Raw genomic sequence first — 17629 nt, 5'->3', positions numbered from 1 at the left:
AGCCTGATCTCGGAAATCAGGCTTCTAGGCATTCAATTGAGGTGAATCAAATGAACATAATTAATTTATCAGAACAACCAGTCGAACTCAACTCACAGGAATTTGTAGTAGGTGACATGGTGGTTGTTAATGAACTGGATCATAACGAAATTTTTGAAGTGTTTGGATTTTACTACAGCACACCTAAACAACTTTTTGTTAAGTCAGCATGTGGTAAGCAGTTAGCTCTACCATTTCAATTCTTTAGATCAGCATCAATTGCTGAGTTAGAAGCAAAACGTCGATTAACTACAGAAGAATTAGCACGGGCGGAGGTGTCATGAATCAACAATTTAAACACCTTCCTGAACATAAGCAGAGAGAAGGTATTCAGTCTTGGTATGAGCCAGCTCTAAATCTCCTAAACAAAATGCTTGAACGAAACAAAGCAAATCTCCGTAAGCGTGGATACAACGAAAAGAATGCAGCAATAACACGCGAAGAGTTTAGGCAAGAACTCGCGCGCCGTGGCCGCATTACTTTGTATTTGGCTGGGGAAATTGAAACGAGTTTGTATAAGGCTCAAAAGATTGAATACATGGGCGGATATGTAAAGCCTAAGGCTGGTGAGTAATGAGTCTGGACGCAACCATTTGGGCTTTCAAAGCCGAGGTTAAAACCTCAAGCCAGAGACTCGTTTTATTGGCTTTGGCTGATAGAGCGGGAGAGTCTCACAAGTGTTACCCAAGCATTAAGCGAATGGTTAAAGACACTGTGCTTAATCGCAAAACAGTAATCAAAGTATTAGATGAACTTGAAGCAATTTCTTTAATTCGATTTACAGGTGAAATCACAGGGAATGGTGTGAAGGTTTACCAGTTAATTGGTGTGATGGGCCGTGAAGAAAATGATTTAACCAGTCCCAAAAAGGGGACTAGTACCAATAACGGAACTAGTTCCAATTTCGGTACTGGTTCCAAAAACGGTACTAGTACCAATAATGGGACCGCAACCAGTCCCAAAAACGGTACCGAGACCAGTCCCAATATTGGGACACAGAACCTATCAGGGAATCTATCAATAGAATCTAAAAATAAAAAAACATGGTTGAGTTTGAAAAAACTTGGTGAAGAAATTCTTTTGGCAACTGATCAGGAAACTTACGAGCAGATCAAAAACGCAACTTGGTTCGATCGTGAGTTAAGAGCATTTGAACTCTACAATGCCGAGAAGAATCTTTGTGATGAACTCATGAATTACCACTTTGCAGATTGGTTAATCAATGCATGTGGCAAATACCAGTCACGTGAGCAAGCTAAAAACCAAAATACTGGAACACAGGTTCGAGTCCCGCAGGGGGAGTCAAACCCCCTCAGTTCAAAACAGATCTACTCATTCGCTCAAAAACTTTCTGTGCTTCCAGAATTCTCAAGTAAATACGCGGAAGGTAACGAGAGCTATGAACAACTTGCTGCACGTATCGCAGTGAAGCTTAGCGATCCAGTTCAGGCCAAACAATGGGAGCCGTATCTTAAGCAAGTCGGGTTCAAAGGCTCATTGCAGGCGGCAGCATGACAGACCTCTACCATGTCAACGTAGCGCTCTTGCATAGTGAGCTTTGTACTTTTGAAAGGGGTTTGCATGTCTAGCATGAGTTTAGCTGAATACCGTGAATTATTTCCAGTGAAGACAAAGAAGCGTCGTTCAGCAAAGCAAGGTGCCAGACAGCCAAGCGAAGGTGAGACAGTACTGGCAACACATTTAAGAGCATGCAAGATCAGTTTTGAGCAGGAATATAAATTCCATCCAAAACGCAAATGGAGAGCTGATTTTTTAATTACGGGAACAAAGATTCTGGTAGAGGTGGAAGGCGGGATCTGGAGCGGAGGCCGTCATACAAGAGGCAAAGGTTATCTAGGAGACATGGAGAAATACAACGAAGCGGCAATGATGGGGTTTACGGTTTTACGGTTCAGTACAGAGCAAGTTAAAGCAGGCGTGGCGATTAAACAAATTGAGCAATTGGTGGGTGAGAAATGAGTGCAGCTTTAAAAACACAACAAATGGAATGGTCAAAATATACTATTGATGGTTGGTTAGAGCAGTTAGGCGCTTGGTGTGAAACAGTTAGAATGAAAGGCGGTGATCTACCAGACGGACTTCATATCAATCAAATTTACTGGTTAATGCGTAAAGCTGGTAATGAACTACCTAAGGGTAAATCTTATATTCGTTGTGAGATAAGTGATTATGAAGCAGATCAAGTGCAAATGCTTTTACGCAATTTACTAAAATCTGAAAAAACAGATTTAACGACAAAGTTTGCAATAATTTGTTTAATCAAAAATAAAGTAGAAAATAAAGGTTTAGTTAAAGTTGCCCAAGAAACAAACCAGTCTAAAGCACAAGCTGCGATTATGGTAAGTTGCGCTAGATTTTATTTAGCAGGACATGATAAAAGATTAAAACAAAATTGAGGCTCAAATGAAAAAATACAAAGTAAGACTATATGAAGGTATCAATCGGGATAAAGTAAATGAGGTTTTAAAATATTTCCCTGATTATGTCGGCAAAATATCTGTTATCACAACCGTAATTAATAACAAGTTGGAATTAACACTAGTAGCTTTTGAAGGAATCAATTTTACAATCGCCAATGATCTTATAGAACAGATTGTTGGCCGATTAGTACTTTTACAATTGGTTGAAAATCATAATTTAAATGAGGGTTGACTGTCTAGACACAATATGTCATATTTGTGATAACTTGGTGATTTTTCATTTAAATCGGCAATTTTAAAGGCTCGCTTATGCGAGCTTTAATTTTATTAAATATCTCATGCTAATATGAAGATACCTTGGTGAATTTGATAATAATTGAAATATGAGCTTTAGTTCAAATGTACAAAAGTATCTTGAAAAGCTTGAGAAAAGTTTTAAAGTTTTTTCTCAATGTCACACACTTAAAGACCAACTTTTTGATTATGGTTGGTATCCAATTAAATTTGTCAGTAGATTCGAAAAAGATTCAAATGAGACTATTGACGAATTTATGGAAAGGTTGATATTAAATAAATATGATCAAATCAAAGAATATTGTTTTGAGTTATTTCCTTTACGCAAGGAGGTTATGGAAGTAGCATTTAAATTGTATGAAGCTGAAAACTATATAGCATGCATACCGCTTTTTCTGGCTCAAACCGATGGTATAGCGAGAGATTACGGAACAAAAGGAATGTTCTCAGGTAAAAAAAATGTAGAACCTAATAAAAGTAAATTCATTCCATATGTGAATCAAATAGCCAATCAAGATTTATCAAAAGCAATATTTATTAGATTTTTTCATAGCGAAAAATTTATTGGTTCTCAAAGCTACGAAGAATTACCAATTTCAATTCATACTGATAATACAACCCCGAATGATAATTATTCCATGAATAGACATGGTATTTTACATGGACTTATTGAATATCAAAATTACGGTACAAAGTTGAACGCTTTAAGAGCTATATGTTTCATGGTTTATACGATAAATGTTGGTGAAGATGTTAAGTATATTTTCAAAAGTAACAACGATATAGATCATTAATATAAATTTCCTTAATTGTATTAAGGCTCATTGCATTAGTGAGCTTTTGTGCTTTGTGATATAAGAAAACCCCCTAATAAAGGAGATGCATATGTCAATTAACTCTAGAAAATGGCTTTGTATTGGTGGAAGTGAATCTGGGAAGTGGATTGAGCAAGATGAATTTCATGAAGTTCACCCATATAACAATAATCCCCTAAGACCTCATATATATCGTCCAAAAAAGTTATTAAATCCGAATACTAATCAGAAAGAAATTTTTTATGTTTTAACTGATTTGCCCGAAGATAGATATGATTATGCTTTAAAAGATGCACTAGCAAACCAAGTAGGTTCTAGCAATTGAATATGTGTATTGGCGGTGAACTAGATGATCAAATTATAGAAAAAGAGGAGAAGTTACTTAAAGCTTCTGATATAGACCCAACATTTATTACTGAGTACTGCAAACAGATTTTTAACCGCGAAAATATCAATTATCAATTCTGGTAGCCTGTAGGTTCTAACTTGCATGATATGTCTAATAAAGTACTAGAAATTTTAAGATCTCCAAAAAATAGGCTTAAGATGTATTGTAAATACATATATTGAAGTGTAGTATTTATATCAAATACTGCGCTGAAAGTTTTTTTGTTTTTTGACCCGTTTCTTTTTTAGAAGCGGGTTTTTTAATGTAAAAATTTGATTTCAATAAGATAATTTAATGAAACACAGAAAAGTTTTTATAACTACCGATATTGCTGGCATGCATCTAACAGAAAAATAAAAAAAACTTAATGTAAATTTTTTATTGCTTCACTATAAAAAATAATTTATTTTATCAATCACTATAATTGTAATTTTTCCTTAGATATTTACATCGCTAAGGGTTTTTTAAAAACAGATACAATTCTAAAAATACAATCTTATAGGAGCCTTAATATGAAGCTATTCAGCAATGAAAAATTAAAGAAGCTAATTAATGTAATTTCCCGGAATATTTAAAATCTTGGAAGTCATTAAATTAATTCTTGAGCTTTAATTGGCGAAGAGACTATCATGAAAATGATAGTCTTTTTTATAAGATATTTAGTCAAAATACATATGCCTTCTTGGTAGAGGGTAGATTCCAGTCCTGCCAAAATCACCAAATAAAAACTTTACTTATTTGCGGAATTTATATGATGATTTTTTAAAATATTTTTTTAATTTTCTAGTACAACATACTTATTTAAATGGTTTTTACTAAACTCATCAAGGTTTATAACTTTTCCCTTTAAGCATTCAATTCTTCCAAAAAATTTATCATTTGATACAAAGAAATCTACATGATCAATGAAATATAGATGACCTAAATCTTGTGAGTCATTACGTGCAGGATGTTGACTGTTTAGTACAGCATTTGCGCCAATATCTTGACAAATAGTAGGATAAGTAAAATTACGTTTATGAGTTATATAGCCGTCAAACGCTTTCATTGATTTTTTTAATTTCTCAATGTGCATTGACTCAATTATTGTTTGAACTACTTTATATTTTTGCAGTAGTTTAACTCTTTCAGAGGGTATTTTTTCTCAGCAATTTGGTTGTTTAAGTCATCTTTCTCAATTTTACTCATATTTTTAAAGAATTTATTTTCATTAATTTTTTTTAATAATTCATTATAATAATTTCCTTCTTTAATAGCTTCTTTTAAATAGTGACTGGCAAAATTATAAGCATAAATTCGGTTTTGTGCTTTAAATCCCGTACATGAACACAAATGGGGGATTGAAATGTATTTATAGAGTGTTTGGCTAACTTCTTTTTTTTGGATATTTGATTCTTTAATCAGGTCTGTTAATAGTATTCTGTGGTCATTAGTATGGGTATTGTCGAATTTTTGGAACAGTTCATAGTCGTAAATTTTCGTTTTATCTGAAATTGAGAAGCTAATTTTTTTGTATTCTTCAAAAGATATACAATCAAGTATTCGGTTATACATTTCTAAAGTAGCTTTAACATCATCATTATTCCAATCTTCAAATGCAAATATCTCTGCGCATAAACTAGATTGAAAATGGGGAATGATTTTGATGTTTGAGTTTTTTAGCTTTTTAAGTATCCCTTTTCTTATTTGAAATTCTTTATCATTTTTAATGCCTGCGATTAGTTCGAAAATTCCCCAAGCGGAAAAGTATAGGTCTAAGTCAGAATTAAAAACATTTGAATTGTTTAGGGCATTTACATCTAAGTAGTAACGCTTAACCATATTTCTAATCCTGTTATATTTGAAGTCAATTCAATTTAATAAATTTAGCTTACCACAACTAATCTTTATGAGCTTATATGGATAATTATCAATACCAAGCCATCACGGATAAGATGCAATACAAAACCAAACTACATTCTAAACCCTTACCAAAAGCTACCCAAAAATATATTGAAGCTGAAGAAGCTCTATTTCAAGAGTTAGAAAAACATCGAATTGGATACCGAAGAAAATTTCAATTTGAATCAACCAAAAATTGGCGGTTCGATTTTTATATTGTGAAGTTGAATCTTCTAATAGAAATTGCAGGTAGTCCATGGTCTGTAGGTAGAGGCGGAAGGAAGATCGCAAATTCATTTTGTAAGTATGATCTAGCTCTAGATCAGGGTTATGTATTTGAGCGTCTTGAGCCTCATCAAATTGAATCAGGTTATGCAATCAATTGGATAAAAAGCGAATTAGCGAGAATTGAAGATGGAACAAATCAGACCATTCCCACCAACTGACTTTATTGATCAAGCTGAAGAAGAGGAAGCAATCCGTATAATTCCAGCACCGGATTTAAAGAAGTGGGTTGTATCTAATTATTTAAAAATTGGTGGGCCTCTTCATAACCCAGATCATGACCATATTGCTGAGTTGCTTCATGATAATGAAGAGTTTTTGGCATTTGCATGGGCTTCAGCTGCATTTAAAAGCAAACAGGCTATGGTTTTAGGCCAATGTGAAAAAGTTATGTTTAATGTTGGCGGCTGGAAGAAAGCACGTCAGGAACAACAAATGCGTGATTGGTTTGGCGCGTTACCAACTTACTTAATTACCGTCGATGCTTCATTTTGCGAACGGGCTAACGATTCTGAATTTTGCTATTTGATAGAGCATGAGTTGTATCACATTGGCGTTATGAAAGATGAAGATGGCGAGATCCTTTATAGCGACAATACAGGCTTACCTAAGCACTATCTTGCTGGTCACGATGTTGAAGAGTTTATTGGTGTAGTTAAACGGTGGGGACCAAGCGAAAATGTTAAGCGGCTTATTGAGGTCGCCAAGAATCCGCCGTTTGTATCGGATCTAGATATTTCAAGATGCTGCGGAAACTGTGTAATCAACTGAGCCTTGCGGCTCTTTTTTTTGACCTGTTTGCTGTACGTAGCTGTACGAAGGGGAATTTATGGCAGCACTAAAAGAGCCTGTGAAAATATTTATTGTTCAAGCTCTTGCATGCCGTGATACGCCTCAAGAAGTGGTTGAACTGGTCAAGCAAGAGTTTGGTGTTGATATTAGTCGTAGCCAATGCGAATGCTATGACCCAACGAAATATTCGGGCAGAAACTTAAGCAAGAAGTTTGTTGAGCTTTTTGAATCGACCAGAGAGAAATTTGATGAAGGCTTAATTGATATTCCAATTGCTAATAAGTACTACCGTCTGAAGCAATACCAAAGACAGCTTGATAGAACTAGAAACGTAAAAACGGCGCTAAAAATTCTAGAGCAGGCTGCAAAAGATATTGGTGGACAATTTACCAACCGCCAAGAAATAACAGGCAAAGACGGCGGGCCAGTTCAAACTGTTAATTCAGATGTGCCTGTTCCAATGGAAGAGTATTTAAAAGCGCGGAGGGAGGTCTTAGATGAGTACTGATGCGGCTCGGGATAAAGCCATCCGGATCGAGGCGCAAGAAGATTTATATTTCTTCACAAGGTACATGTTTAAGGAGCGCCGTGGCTATAAATGGATGCATAACTGGCACCATTTAGAACTCTGTGAGGCTTTAATGAAAGTCTATCGCGGAGAAACCAAGCGGTTAGTTATTAATTTACCGCCTCGTTATTCTAAAACTGAGATTGTCGTAATTAATTTTATGGCATGGTGTTACGGTAAAAAGCCTGATTCTGAATTTATTCATATCAGTTATTCCGCAATGTTGGCAGCTAATAATGCATTCCAAATTAGGGGCCTTGTGCAAGAGGAAGCCTATAAGAAAGTCTTTCCTGATTTTGCTTTGAGAGATGATAGTAAGGCAAAAGACTTCTGGCGCACATCTGAGGGCGGTGTCTGCTATGCGACTGGTACTGGCGGTACCATTACAGGGTTCGGAGCAGGAAAACTAAGAGACGACTTTGGTGGCTGTATCATTATTGATGATCCACATAAAGCACATGAAGCATCTTCTAAAACAATTCGAGAAGGTGTGATTGACTGGTTCCAAAATACACTCGAGTCTCGTACTAACTCACCGGAAACGCCAATTATTGTCATTATGCAACGTTTGCACGAAGATGATTTAGCGGGCTGGTTGTTAGGTGATAGAAAAGATGGTGTACCTGTTGCTGGTGGTAACGGCGAAGTGTGGGAACATCTTTGTCTTTCAGCTATTCAAGAAGATGGATCTGCTTTATGGCCAGCAAAACACAATATCCAAAAATTAAAACAAATGGAGCAAGCTGCGCCTTATGTTTTTGCTGGTCAGTACCGACAAATGCCTTCACCGCCAGCAGGCGGTTTTTTTAAGCCTGACAATATTGAAATTATAGATGCTTTGCCTGCGGATGTAGTGAAGCAGGTACGAGCGTGGGACTTTGGTGCAACTGAGAATGAAGGTGACTTTACGGCAGGTGTTAGGGAGGCTTTGGGCGCAGATGGCTTTACTTATATTGTCGATGTGACCAAAGGGCAACTTGGTCCAGACAACGTTAATAAGCGGTTAAAGCAAACTACTGAGTTGGACGGCAAAAACGTCACTGTTCGTCTACCTCAGGATCCTGGTCAAGCGGGTAAATCGCAAGCTAATGCTTTTGTGAAACTACTAGCTGGTTATAGCGTAATTGCTAAGCCGATATCAGGTGACAAGCTAACAAGGGCACAACCTTTTGCAGCTCAAGTAAATGTTGGGAATGTTCGTATGCTTAAAGGCGAATGGAATAAAGCTTTCTTAGATGAGCTTCGCCACTTTCCGAACGGTACTCATGACGACCAGGTTGATGCTGGTTCTGATGCTTTTAATGAATTACACGAAGGCTTTGAAGTCTTCTTCGCAGATATGGGGTTTTCTCGATGAGTGACGTAACTTTTAAACATCCTGAATATGTTAAAAACTTGCCATACTGGCAAAAACTGGATGATGTTTGTGAGGGTGAGGATGCAGTTAAAGCTAAAGGTGAAAAATATTTACCTAAGCCTAATGCACATGATAAAACGCCAGCAAATAAGAGTGCTTACTTAGCTTATTTGATACGTGCTGTGTTTTATGAAGTTACAGGTACAACATCAAATAGTTTAGTTGGCGCTGCTTTTGCCACAGATCCAAGCTTTAAATTTCCTGCTGAACTCGCTCATTTAGAACGTAATGCTAATGGTGCTGGCTTAAGTGCTTATCAGTTGGCACAGACGGGCATTCGTCATTTATTAAAGCATTATCGCTGCGCTCTTTATGTAGATTATCCAGCAGTAACCCCGGCACGAAATCTTGCAGAGTTTAAACAGCAAAAAGCCTATCCGATGATTCACTTATTGAATGCCATTGATGTAATCAATTGGGATTCAATGATGATTGATAACCAGAAAAAGCTTTGCTTGGTGGTCATCCGTGAATTTACTTCTGAACGTGGCAATGATGGCTTTAGTAAAACAGACGTGGAGCAATACCGAGTTCTTCGTTTAGAGCCTGATAGTGAAGGAAATTACATCTATACAGTTCAGGTTTACACCAAAGGGGATAAAGGTACTTGGATGGGGGGAGAAAAGAAGTCACCAACTGATTATAACGGTGATACCTGGTCATATATTCCTTTCACCTTTGTGGGAGCAATTGATAACTCCGAAGAGATTAAAAAGCCTCCCTTGCTCCCATTAGCTAATCTTAATTTAGCTCATTATAGAGATAGTGCGGACTTTCAAGAGTCCGTTTTTTATATGGGCCAACCACAGTTTTATGCAAAGGGTGTCAATTGGGCTTGGTACGACGAGGCCAAAAAGCGCGGCATTTATATCGGTGCAAAAGTTCTATTACCTTTACCTGAAAACGGTGATTTGGGAATTGTACAAGCAGATCCAAATACCTTAGCTCGGGAAGCAATGAAGGATAAATGGGACCAAATGAAAGAAATGGGTGCTCGTTTAATAGAAAAGGGTTCAGCAGCTAAAAAGACAGCTACTGAATCAAACAGTGATGACGCCGTTCAGCATTCAGTTCTTTCATTATGTGTTGTGAATATGAATGAAGCATTTTCGATGGCTTTAAGATGGGCGGCAAAGTTTGTAACGCCTAATGTTGATGTTCTGACTAAAGATGAACTGATGTTCGAAATTAGTCAGGAATTTAACAAACAAGGGTATCAAGCTGAATTAGCCCGACAATTATATGAGGCAGCTTTACAAGGCCGTTCTTCATTTAAATCTTGGTGGGAATATAACCAGACTGGAATGTTCCCAAAACAAAAGTATAAAGAAGAGCTGGACAACATCGAAGGCGAAAAAGATGGAACAGTGAATCTATAGGTAGGGTGATATGGCTAAAGATAATAAAAATCTTTTGGAGGTACTCACTCAACATCAGGCTTATCTTTATCGTGCTTCTTCGCAATCAGTAAATGAATTATTGGGTTTATTCAATGATGATACGAATGCAATGCTTTCAAAGCTTCGTGATTTATTGGATGAATTAAGTGATTCAGAAAAGATTGCTTTAGCTGGAGGGAAATACCCAACTCCAAACCTTAAGGAAATAAGAGATTTAATTTCTCAATGGTTTAGTAGTGTAAATACAAGCTTACCTGAAGCATTCGCCGTTTCTGCTACAGCTATGGCTGTTTACGAAGCCAGTTATATAGCTAAGTTATTCGGCGCAAAGATAAATAAGCCAGACGGTGAAAAGCTGTTTTCAGCAGCCAAAAAAGTTCCCTTGGCTGGTGGTGCTCTAGTTGATGATCTTTTATCAAGAATTGCAGAAAGTGCTCGCCAGAAAGTTGAATACGCGATTCGTGATGGAATCAGCACAGGTAAAACAAACCAAGAAATTATTCAGCGTATTCGCGGTACCAAACGCCTTAATTTCGAAGATGGTCTGTTAAACAGCACTAAATCTGATATTGACCGTACTGTTCGGACTGTACGAAGTCATGTGGCTAATCAAGCTTATCTAGATAGTTATAAGAAGATTGGCTTTGAATATGTTCGGTTTGTAAGTGTTCTTGATGGCAGAACTTCTAAGCTATGTGCTTCGCTTGATGGTTCATTTTGGGAAATAAACGACCCCGCTAAGCGTGTACCGCCTTTGCATCCTCATTGCCGCAGTATTTTGGTACCAGTTGATAAAGACGGTCGATTAGTCGGAGAGCGTCCATTTGTAATGGATGAGCGCAAAGTCAAAGATATCCCTAAGGAAGAGCGAAGCCAATTAATAGGGCAATTGGATGCGAATATTACATTCAAAGAGTTCTTTAAGAATACAGATGATTTCTTCCAAAAAGAGTGGCTAGGGCTAAAGCGGTACAAGCTTTATAAGGAAGGGAAGTTTGATTTTGATAAATTTTATGATCCAGAGGGACATTTATATAGTTTGAATGATCTCAAATTATTAGATAGTAAATTGGTTAAATAGGAAGGTATATTGAAATATTAATTAAAATATTTTAATTTTATTTTTTCTTTATTAAATATATTTATTATGAAAAAACTTTCTAACTATTCGGGTAAGAATATAAATTTATTAAGTTTAATGTTGGTTGAGCTTTGCATTGTCGTAACAATTAACTTAATAACAATGATATTTTCATATTTTTTCGATGGAGAAAAGGGTGTTGATAAAATAGTTAATTCATTAAATGACCAATTTAATTTTGTTGGATTAGTTGCTGTTGCTATTAACTGCTTAATAGGCTTGATATTTTGGCTTTTACATCGATATTTTAATTTTCAGCATAAGAATTTCTTAAAGGAGGTTTCGGAAGGCTTACTTGATACTTCAATAGCTCTCTTTCGATTGGCTGGAGGTATCTTAATTTCATTTGCAATTATTTATCTTTTTGCGGTGGGGTATGAGCATATTTTAGTGGTATTTATTATCTATGGCTTGATATCAGTTGGTAACTCAACTTTTTTAGTTTTCTTTAAAAAGAAATTATTTTTAAAGCCAGATAGAAAGTTAGTAACAACCCAATAAATTAATATTAATTTTAAAAAGCCCTATTCGAAATAGGGCTTTTTTTATGCCTGCCGAAAGTGGATGCAGACGGCGAACCAGGGTGGATGCCCATTTTTGAAAATATAGGTTGGATGACCCATGAAACTTAAAACAGTAACGATCGACGGTAAAGTTTATGCGGAAGTAGAGGGTGATAAACCTATCTATGTTCATGATGATGGTAAAGAGATGCCACACGATGCCGCTCACTCTGTAGCAACTATTACACGTTTAAACAATGAAGCAAAAACGAATCGTGAAGCTAAAGAAGCGGCAGAAAAAGCCCTAAAAGCTTTTGACGGAATCGAAGATCCAACAGCAGCTAAGAAAGCAATTCAGACAATGCAAAACCTTGACGATAAAAAGCTGGTGGATGCTGGTGAAGTCGAGAAAGTGAAAGCTGAAGCTATCAAGGCAGTTGAAGAAAAATATGCTCCTATTGTTCAGCAGCGAGATGCTCTTGAAGCTCAATTGCATGGTGAGCTTATTGGTGGTGGTTTTGCTCGTTCTAAGTACATTCAAGACAACATTGCAGTACCGGTTGATATGGTTCAAGCGACATTTGGCCAGCACTTCAAAATCGAAGAAGGCAAAGTGGTTGCCTACGACCAAAAAGGCGAAAAGATTTATTCCCGTGTCCGCCCTGGCGAACTTGCAACTGTTGATGAAGCTTTAGAGTCCTTGGTTGGTGGATACCAGCATAAAGACTTAATCCTTAAAGGTGGTAAAGGAAATGGCGGTGGTTTCCAAAGTGGGGGCAAAGGTGGAGCACCTGCAGGTATGAAGCGAAGCGAGATGTCAGTATCTCAAAGAGCCGATTACATCAAAGAACATGGCCAAGAATCCTTCCTAAAACTACCAAACTAATTATTAAATATTTGGAGATAAGTCGTTATGACTACAACAGTTAATTCAGACATGATCATCTACAACCAATTGGCGCAAACTGCTTATTTAGAGCGTTTGCAAGACAATTTGAATATCTTTAATGAGGCATCCGCTGGAGCGATTGTTTATCGCAATGAAATCATTGAAGGTGATTTTAGCAAAGATTCTTTTTACCGAGTGGGGGGAAGCATCAAACATCGTGATGTGAACTCAAATGCTAAAGTTAACCCTGAAAAAATTGGTGCCGGTGAATCTGTAGGCGTGAAAATTCCCTATAAATATGGTCCTTATGCTTCTACTGAAGAGGCATTCAAACGCCGTGCTCGTACACCTGAAGAGTTCGCAATGATTCTTGGTTATGATTTGGCAGATGCCTTGGTTGCAGGACGTTTACAGTACAGCTTGGCTTCATTGAAAGCAGCTATTACAAGCAATCCTGATATGGTTGCAAAAGGCAGTATCGCAGTAGACGGTCGTAAAGCTTTAACCAAAGGAATGCGTAAGTTTGGCGATAAGTTTGGCCGTATTAGTTTGTGGGTAATGAACTCAGACACCTATTTCGATATTGTTGATGATGCAATCACTAAGCAGATTTATGGTGAATCTGAAATCGTTATCTATGGCGGTTTACCAGGTACTTTAGGTAAGCCGGTATTGGTTACTGATGCCGTAGGCGATGATGATGCATTTGGTCTGCAAGTGGGAGCTGTTACTGTCACTGAATCACAAGTACCAGGCTTCCGAGCTTACGACATTAATGATGAAGAAAACTTAGGAATTGGTATGCGTGCTGAAGGTACCTTTAACATGGATCTTCTTGGTTATAGCTGGGATACAACCAAAGGTATTAATCCTGATCTTTCTTTACTGGGTTCAAGTGCAAACTGGCTGAAACATGCAACCAGCAATAAAATGACTGCTGGTACATTGTTGGATTTGTCTGGTACGCCTTAATACCTTAAACATCTAATTTTATTGGAGGGCAACTTAGCCCTCTTTTTTATTATTAAGAGAAAAGTATCATGAAGTTAATTTATACACGTATTGCCGCAGCAGCAGCTTTAGAAGTCGGAACATTTGCAAACCCAGACTATTATGAATATCCAAATCGTAGTGCTGAAGAAGTAATCATTTATGGTGACTATCCAAAAATCCAAAATGACTATGAAGCTTTGGATATTCCAGTTGAAGTTCGCAAATTGGAAGAGCCTGCAAAAACGACTTTGGTCACAGTAAATGTTGCAGTGGGAATTACCCCAGAGCTGCAAGAGGTCATTGATAATACAAAAGCTGAGTGTGAAAAGGTTGTTGAGGAAAACGGGCAACTTAAACAGAAAATCGAAATCTTGGAACAGGCAAGTGGTGATAGTTCAGAATTAATTTCTGAAAACTCACGTTTAAAAGATGCTGTACTCCAAGCTTACAATGCAACTAAAGCAGCTGAAGGAAAGGTAGTTAGCATCCAAGCAGAATTTGATGCTTTCAAAAATGATATTGCTGCTATGCAAGCGCGTATTGCTGAATTGGAAGCTGGAAAAGCGGCACAAAATCCAGCAACTGAAACGGCGACAAATGATTTTGAAAGTTGGTCTAACGATCAATTAAAAGAATATTTGGCAAGTAAAGACATTGGCTACAAACCATCTGCAACAAAACCAGAACTACTTAAGTTGATCCCAAAGGAATAATGAAATGAGCTTTATTACTGTAGATGACGCAAATTCAATTTTGGGCAGCGATTTTGCGCCAGACAGTGATAAAGCTCGTCTGGTTCAACTCGCTAATGTTTGGATGAAAAAACGAATTGGATTTGTGCCGGATCCTATTGATTCACTCCTCAAAGACGCTGCTTGTGAAATTATTAAAGGCATTCTTGCTAAGGCGATCTATAACGGCAAAGAGCAGTTGCTTAAACGAAAGAAAGTTAAAGCTGATTCAGTCGAATCTGAGAAAGAGTATCAAGAAGGTACTGAAGCGATTTCTAGCTTTGAACAGATAGCAATTGATTATATTGATTCGATTGATTTGAAAGATCCTAATGCAAGTTTTAATGGCTTCGGCATTCCACTTTACAGGGCATAAATAATGGGCTTAAGAGATGAGTTACAGGCGGACATTGCTGAAGCATTTAATGAAGATTTGGCTGACGCCGTGCATACCTTTACGTGTGAACGGATATCAAAAACAAATTGGGATCCTAAGACTGAAACTCATGTTGAAGTTAAAGAAAACTATACTGGTCGTGGTGCTCTTTTTGGCTCTTACAAACAATATGAAATCCAAACTCTTGGAGTACTGGCTACAGATAAGAAAGCGACCGTGCTTCAAAATGAAGTGACCATGGTACCTAAAATGGAAGATGAGTGGGTTACACCCTTAGGTACTTTTCGTGTCAAACACATTCAACAAGATCCAGCAGCTACTATCTGGAAATGCCAGTTGAGGAAGGTTTAAATTATTTTTAAATATCCTTTTTTTATTAGAAAATAATAATTAATATCCTTCTTATTTTTGGCTTTTATTATTATGGACAAATCTTGGGTATTTAGAACAGATAATGGAACATTTGGAATAGCAAGGCGCCAAAATGATACAATTAAGTATTTAGTTAAATCTAAGGGTTTATCAGGAAAGAGTAGTGGACAATGGGAATGGAATGATTGGCTTAGAAGAATAAATGACGGCTATGCTACAGGGGATACTACTGAAGTAAGTGCAGATTCCATCCAATATTATTTTGCATTCAATGGCCCTCTTGGTGAAAAGGTTATCGAATTAATTGATTTGGTGCACCCTGGATATTTCTATCCAAGAATTGCAAATGAACGAGTAAATTTTAATTATATTACGGAAGATTTTTATCAAGATATTAGGGCTTTCCAAAATATTCAGCGATCATTAAGTGATTTGTTTAATTATATTGAACCATCTCAGATCAATCTTAGAGCATATGGACACAAAATTAGAGAACTTCTAATTTTAGCATGTACCGAAGTTGAATATTTATTGCTTAAAGTTTTAGTTGAAAATGGGTACACAGTAAAAACATTTTATAATACAAAAGATTATATTAAATGTCGTGATTTATTAAAGCTTGATAAGTTTGAAGTAACTCTTACACAGTATCCTCAGCTTAAGAAATTTCAACCCTTTAATGGGTGGGATGACAGTAGTCCTACAAAATCATTAGCTTGGTATGATGCTTATAATTCAGTTAAACATAATAGAGGCGATAATATTCAAGAAGCGAATCTAGAGCATTTGCTAGATAGCATATCTGCATTACATATTCTTTTACAAAGTCAGTATGGAAATAATATTTTTGATAGATGGAATAGCTATACCGATGACAGAAGTATATTTCATACAAATATTTATCCTAATTGGGAACTAGAGCGAATTTCTGCACCCCTTTTAGAGCAAGTTTATCAAGTTAAGACGTCTTGGTTAGGGTCAAGGAAATTCTTTATTGATAACCCAAGTTATTTATAGTTTTTATCTAAAAATCATACCCACTTCGGTGGGTTTTTTATTGTGTGCAAGTTAGGAGATTAAATGATAAGTACAGATTACGTACCTTTATGGCATATCTCACCCTTCCAACATGTTCAATACACATTAGCTCGAAACCAAATCCATATGGATCTTCTATTCGAGGATATGACTAAGGTTGACCAATTCATGTCTTTTAAAGGGGCAGCGGCGCAAGTTGATTTTTATTCCGATGGAGCTTACGCAATTGTTCAGTTGGGCGATACCTCAGAAAGAAAATTGGTAGAGATCTATGGCTTGCTTTTGCATGAAGCTGTTCATGTTTGGCAGAAGGTTAAGAAGCTCATGGGAGAAAAAGAGCCTAGTTCAGAATTTGAAGCATATTCAATTCAAGCGATTGCTCAAGACCTTTTTAAAATGTATGAAGAAAGCGAGGTGAATGATGGGATGGAAGGGGAAAAGGCCAACTGATTTTAGTCTTGATGTGGCTAAAACGGCAGAAGATAAGGTAAAGAAAATTACCATGGATGCTGTTCAGTCTTTAGTAGTCTCAAGTCCCGTTGATACTGGCGCGTATCGTGCTTCTCATATCGTTTCAATTGGATCTGGTGACTATGGTTTACGTGGACTTGAAACAAACGCCGTGCAAGATGCAGCTATTCAAGCCGTTAAGTTTAAGCTGGGTAATTTGGTCTATATTCAGAATAACCAGCCATATGCTGAACGTTTAGAAAATGGCTGGTCTGATCAAGCACCGCAAGGTATTTACAACACCACGTTTACTTATATTTCTCAAAAGTATGGTGGATAATATGGCAATGACTTTAGAGCAAACAAGGCAAGCTATTATTGATCGAATGCAAAGTTTTACAGGGATCTCACAGGCTAGAATTCAATATCCAAATGCTCCAGGCTTTACAGTACCAAAGGAAGGCTTGTGGTGTAGTCTAACCATTGCAGGCGGTGCCAGCTTTACTTCAGGTGTAGCAGATAAGCCTTGTAACCGTCGTACCGGTAATATTATTGTTCAATGTTTTGATCGACTTCATGTGGGAGAAAAAGCACTAACGATTCTCGGTGATTCTTTATTGGCCCATTTTGAACATTTCTCTTTTGATGATTTAGAATGTTTGAACGGACAATCTATTAAAGTTGGTAAAGACGCTGACTTTGTGCAATACAATGTGACCATTGGATTTATGGTGAATTAAAAGATTGTTTTATTAACAAAAAACAACTAAATATTGTCTCTGGAGTTAAATTTGT

The 17629-nt window shown here is 36.9% G+C and carries 26 protein-coding genes and 1 pseudogene; 25 read left to right on the top strand and 2 right to left on the bottom strand.

Annotated features, from left to right (window positions below):
* Positions 1–50: 50 nt before the first annotated feature.
* The 9 genes and pseudogenes from MKL38_RS16125 to MKL38_RS16085 all read left to right on the top strand — a co-directional run bounded on the left by MKL38_RS16125 (position 51) and on the right by MKL38_RS16085 (position 4159).
* Entirely contained in the window at positions 51–323 is a 273-nt protein-coding gene (locus MKL38_RS16125; protein ID WP_270903774.1) for a hypothetical protein, read from the top strand.
* Entirely contained in the window at positions 320–613 is a 294-nt protein-coding gene (locus tag MKL38_RS16120; RefSeq protein WP_098732531.1) for a hypothetical protein, read from the top strand. Before MKL38_RS16125 ends, MKL38_RS16120 begins: the two co-directional genes overlap by 4 nt.
* Positions 613–1554: a helix-turn-helix domain-containing protein gene (locus MKL38_RS16115; protein ID WP_270903773.1), complete on the top strand. Its 942-nt coding sequence runs from the start codon at positions 613–615 to the stop codon at positions 1552–1554. Before MKL38_RS16120 ends, MKL38_RS16115 begins: the two co-directional genes overlap by 1 nt.
* Before the next feature lie 66 nt (positions 1555–1620).
* The gene (locus MKL38_RS16110) at positions 1621–2019 is read left to right on the top strand and encodes a DUF559 domain-containing protein (protein WP_270903772.1); all 399 of its coding nucleotides are present in this window, start codon (positions 1621–1623) and stop codon (positions 2017–2019) included.
* Positions 2016–2456, top strand: a complete 441-nt coding sequence (locus MKL38_RS16105) for a hypothetical protein (protein WP_270903771.1) — start codon at positions 2016–2018, stop codon at positions 2454–2456. Before MKL38_RS16110 ends, MKL38_RS16105 begins: the two co-directional genes overlap by 4 nt.
* 7 nt (positions 2457–2463) lie before the next feature.
* A complete protein-coding gene (locus MKL38_RS16100) occupies positions 2464–2712 on the top strand; it encodes a hypothetical protein (RefSeq protein ID WP_270903770.1) in 249 nt (82 codons plus the stop codon).
* A gap of 151 nt (positions 2713–2863) precedes the next feature.
* Positions 2864–3568 (top strand): hypothetical protein, encoded by a 705-nt coding sequence (locus tag MKL38_RS16095; RefSeq protein WP_270903769.1) that lies wholly within the window; start codon positions 2864–2866, stop codon positions 3566–3568.
* Between the two features lie 91 nt (positions 3569–3659).
* Positions 3660–3914: a hypothetical protein gene (locus MKL38_RS16090; RefSeq protein ID WP_270903768.1), complete on the top strand. Its 255-nt coding sequence runs from the start codon at positions 3660–3662 to the stop codon at positions 3912–3914.
* A pseudogene (locus tag MKL38_RS16085) lies at positions 3911–4159 on the top strand (hypothetical protein). Before MKL38_RS16090 ends, MKL38_RS16085 begins: the two are co-directional and overlap by 4 nt.
* A gap of 593 nt (positions 4160–4752) precedes the next feature.
* On the opposite strand, the gene MKL38_RS16080 reads toward MKL38_RS16085, so the two are convergent.
* Together MKL38_RS16080 and MKL38_RS16075 are read right to left on the bottom strand one after the other, a co-directional pair.
* A complete protein-coding gene (locus MKL38_RS16080; protein WP_270903767.1) occupies positions 4753–5052 on the bottom strand; it encodes a hypothetical protein in 300 nt (99 codons plus the stop codon).
* Positions 5053–5072: 20 nt separating this feature from the next.
* On the bottom strand, positions 5073–5798 hold the full coding sequence (locus tag MKL38_RS16075) for a hypothetical protein (protein WP_270903766.1): 726 nt from the start codon (positions 5796–5798) through the stop codon (positions 5073–5075).
* Positions 5799–5875: 77 nt separating this feature from the next.
* On the opposite strand from MKL38_RS16075, the gene MKL38_RS16070 reads away from it, so the two are divergent.
* The 16 genes from MKL38_RS16070 to MKL38_RS15995 all read left to right on the top strand — a co-directional run bounded on the left by MKL38_RS16070 (position 5876) and on the right by MKL38_RS15995 (position 17574).
* A complete protein-coding gene (locus tag MKL38_RS16070; RefSeq protein WP_270903765.1) occupies positions 5876–6304 on the top strand; it encodes a hypothetical protein in 429 nt (142 codons plus the stop codon).
* Positions 6273–6914, top strand: coding sequence for a putative metallopeptidase (locus tag MKL38_RS16065; RefSeq protein ID WP_270903764.1), 642 nt, complete (start codon positions 6273–6275; stop codon positions 6912–6914). The genes MKL38_RS16070 and MKL38_RS16065 overlap by 32 nt, the downstream gene beginning before the upstream one ends.
* A gap of 58 nt (positions 6915–6972) precedes the next feature.
* The gene (locus MKL38_RS16060; RefSeq protein ID WP_270903763.1) at positions 6973–7443 is read left to right on the top strand and encodes a DUF2280 domain-containing protein; all 471 of its coding nucleotides are present in this window, start codon (positions 6973–6975) and stop codon (positions 7441–7443) included.
* Positions 7433–8860, top strand: coding sequence for a phage terminase large subunit (gene terL, locus MKL38_RS16055; protein WP_270903762.1), 1428 nt, complete (start codon positions 7433–7435; stop codon positions 8858–8860). The genes MKL38_RS16060 and terL overlap by 11 nt, the downstream gene beginning before the upstream one ends.
* Complete coding sequence (locus tag MKL38_RS16050) at positions 8857–10299, top strand: DUF4055 domain-containing protein (RefSeq protein ID WP_270903761.1); 1443 nt, start codon at positions 8857–8859, stop codon at positions 10297–10299. The genes terL and MKL38_RS16050 overlap by 4 nt, the downstream gene beginning before the upstream one ends.
* A 10-nt stretch (positions 10300–10309) precedes the next feature.
* Positions 10310–11401 carry a minor capsid protein gene (locus tag MKL38_RS16045; RefSeq protein ID WP_270903760.1) on the top strand — a complete coding sequence of 364 codons (1092 nt, stop codon included), beginning with the start codon at positions 10310–10312 and terminating at the stop codon, positions 11399–11401.
* A gap of 66 nt (positions 11402–11467) precedes the next feature.
* Positions 11468–11962, top strand: a complete 495-nt coding sequence (locus MKL38_RS16040) for a hypothetical protein (RefSeq protein WP_270903759.1) — start codon at positions 11468–11470, stop codon at positions 11960–11962.
* Between the two features lie 120 nt (positions 11963–12082).
* Positions 12083–12850: a DUF6651 domain-containing protein gene (locus MKL38_RS16035; protein WP_270903758.1), complete on the top strand. Its 768-nt coding sequence runs from the start codon at positions 12083–12085 to the stop codon at positions 12848–12850.
* 27 nt (positions 12851–12877) lie between these two features.
* Positions 12878–13825, top strand: a complete 948-nt coding sequence (locus tag MKL38_RS16030; RefSeq protein ID WP_270903757.1) for a major capsid protein — start codon at positions 12878–12880, stop codon at positions 13823–13825.
* A gap of 68 nt (positions 13826–13893) precedes the next feature.
* Complete coding sequence (locus MKL38_RS16025) at positions 13894–14559, top strand: stress-responsive nuclear envelope protein (protein WP_270903756.1); 666 nt, start codon at positions 13894–13896, stop codon at positions 14557–14559.
* A 4-nt stretch (positions 14560–14563) separates the two neighbouring features.
* Entirely contained in the window at positions 14564–14953 is a 390-nt protein-coding gene (locus MKL38_RS16020; protein ID WP_270903755.1) for a hypothetical protein, read from the top strand.
* Positions 14954–14956: 3 nt separating this feature from the next.
* Positions 14957–15325 (top strand): glutamate 5-kinase, encoded by a 369-nt coding sequence (locus MKL38_RS16015; protein WP_270903754.1) that lies wholly within the window; start codon positions 14957–14959, stop codon positions 15323–15325.
* A gap of 72 nt (positions 15326–15397) precedes the next feature.
* Positions 15398–16363, top strand: coding sequence for a hypothetical protein (locus MKL38_RS16010; RefSeq protein WP_270903753.1), 966 nt, complete (start codon positions 15398–15400; stop codon positions 16361–16363).
* 63 nt (positions 16364–16426) lie between these two features.
* A complete protein-coding gene (locus tag MKL38_RS16005; RefSeq protein ID WP_270903752.1) occupies positions 16427–16834 on the top strand; it encodes a hypothetical protein in 408 nt (135 codons plus the stop codon).
* Positions 16806–17174 carry an HK97 gp10 family phage protein gene (locus tag MKL38_RS16000; RefSeq protein WP_270903874.1) on the top strand — a complete coding sequence of 123 codons (369 nt, stop codon included), beginning with the start codon at positions 16806–16808 and terminating at the stop codon, positions 17172–17174. The genes MKL38_RS16005 and MKL38_RS16000 overlap by 29 nt, the downstream gene beginning before the upstream one ends.
* Position 17175: 1 nt before the next feature.
* Positions 17176–17574: a hypothetical protein gene (locus MKL38_RS15995; protein ID WP_270903751.1), complete on the top strand. Its 399-nt coding sequence runs from the start codon at positions 17176–17178 to the stop codon at positions 17572–17574.
* The last annotated feature ends 55 nt before the right edge of the window (positions 17575–17629 follow it).

Source organism: Acinetobacter sp. AOR14_HL (assembly GCF_027855175.1).
Lineage (GTDB): Bacteria > Pseudomonadota > Gammaproteobacteria > Pseudomonadales > Moraxellaceae > Acinetobacter > Acinetobacter calcoaceticus.
This window is presented reverse-complemented; position numbering and strand designations above follow the sequence as displayed.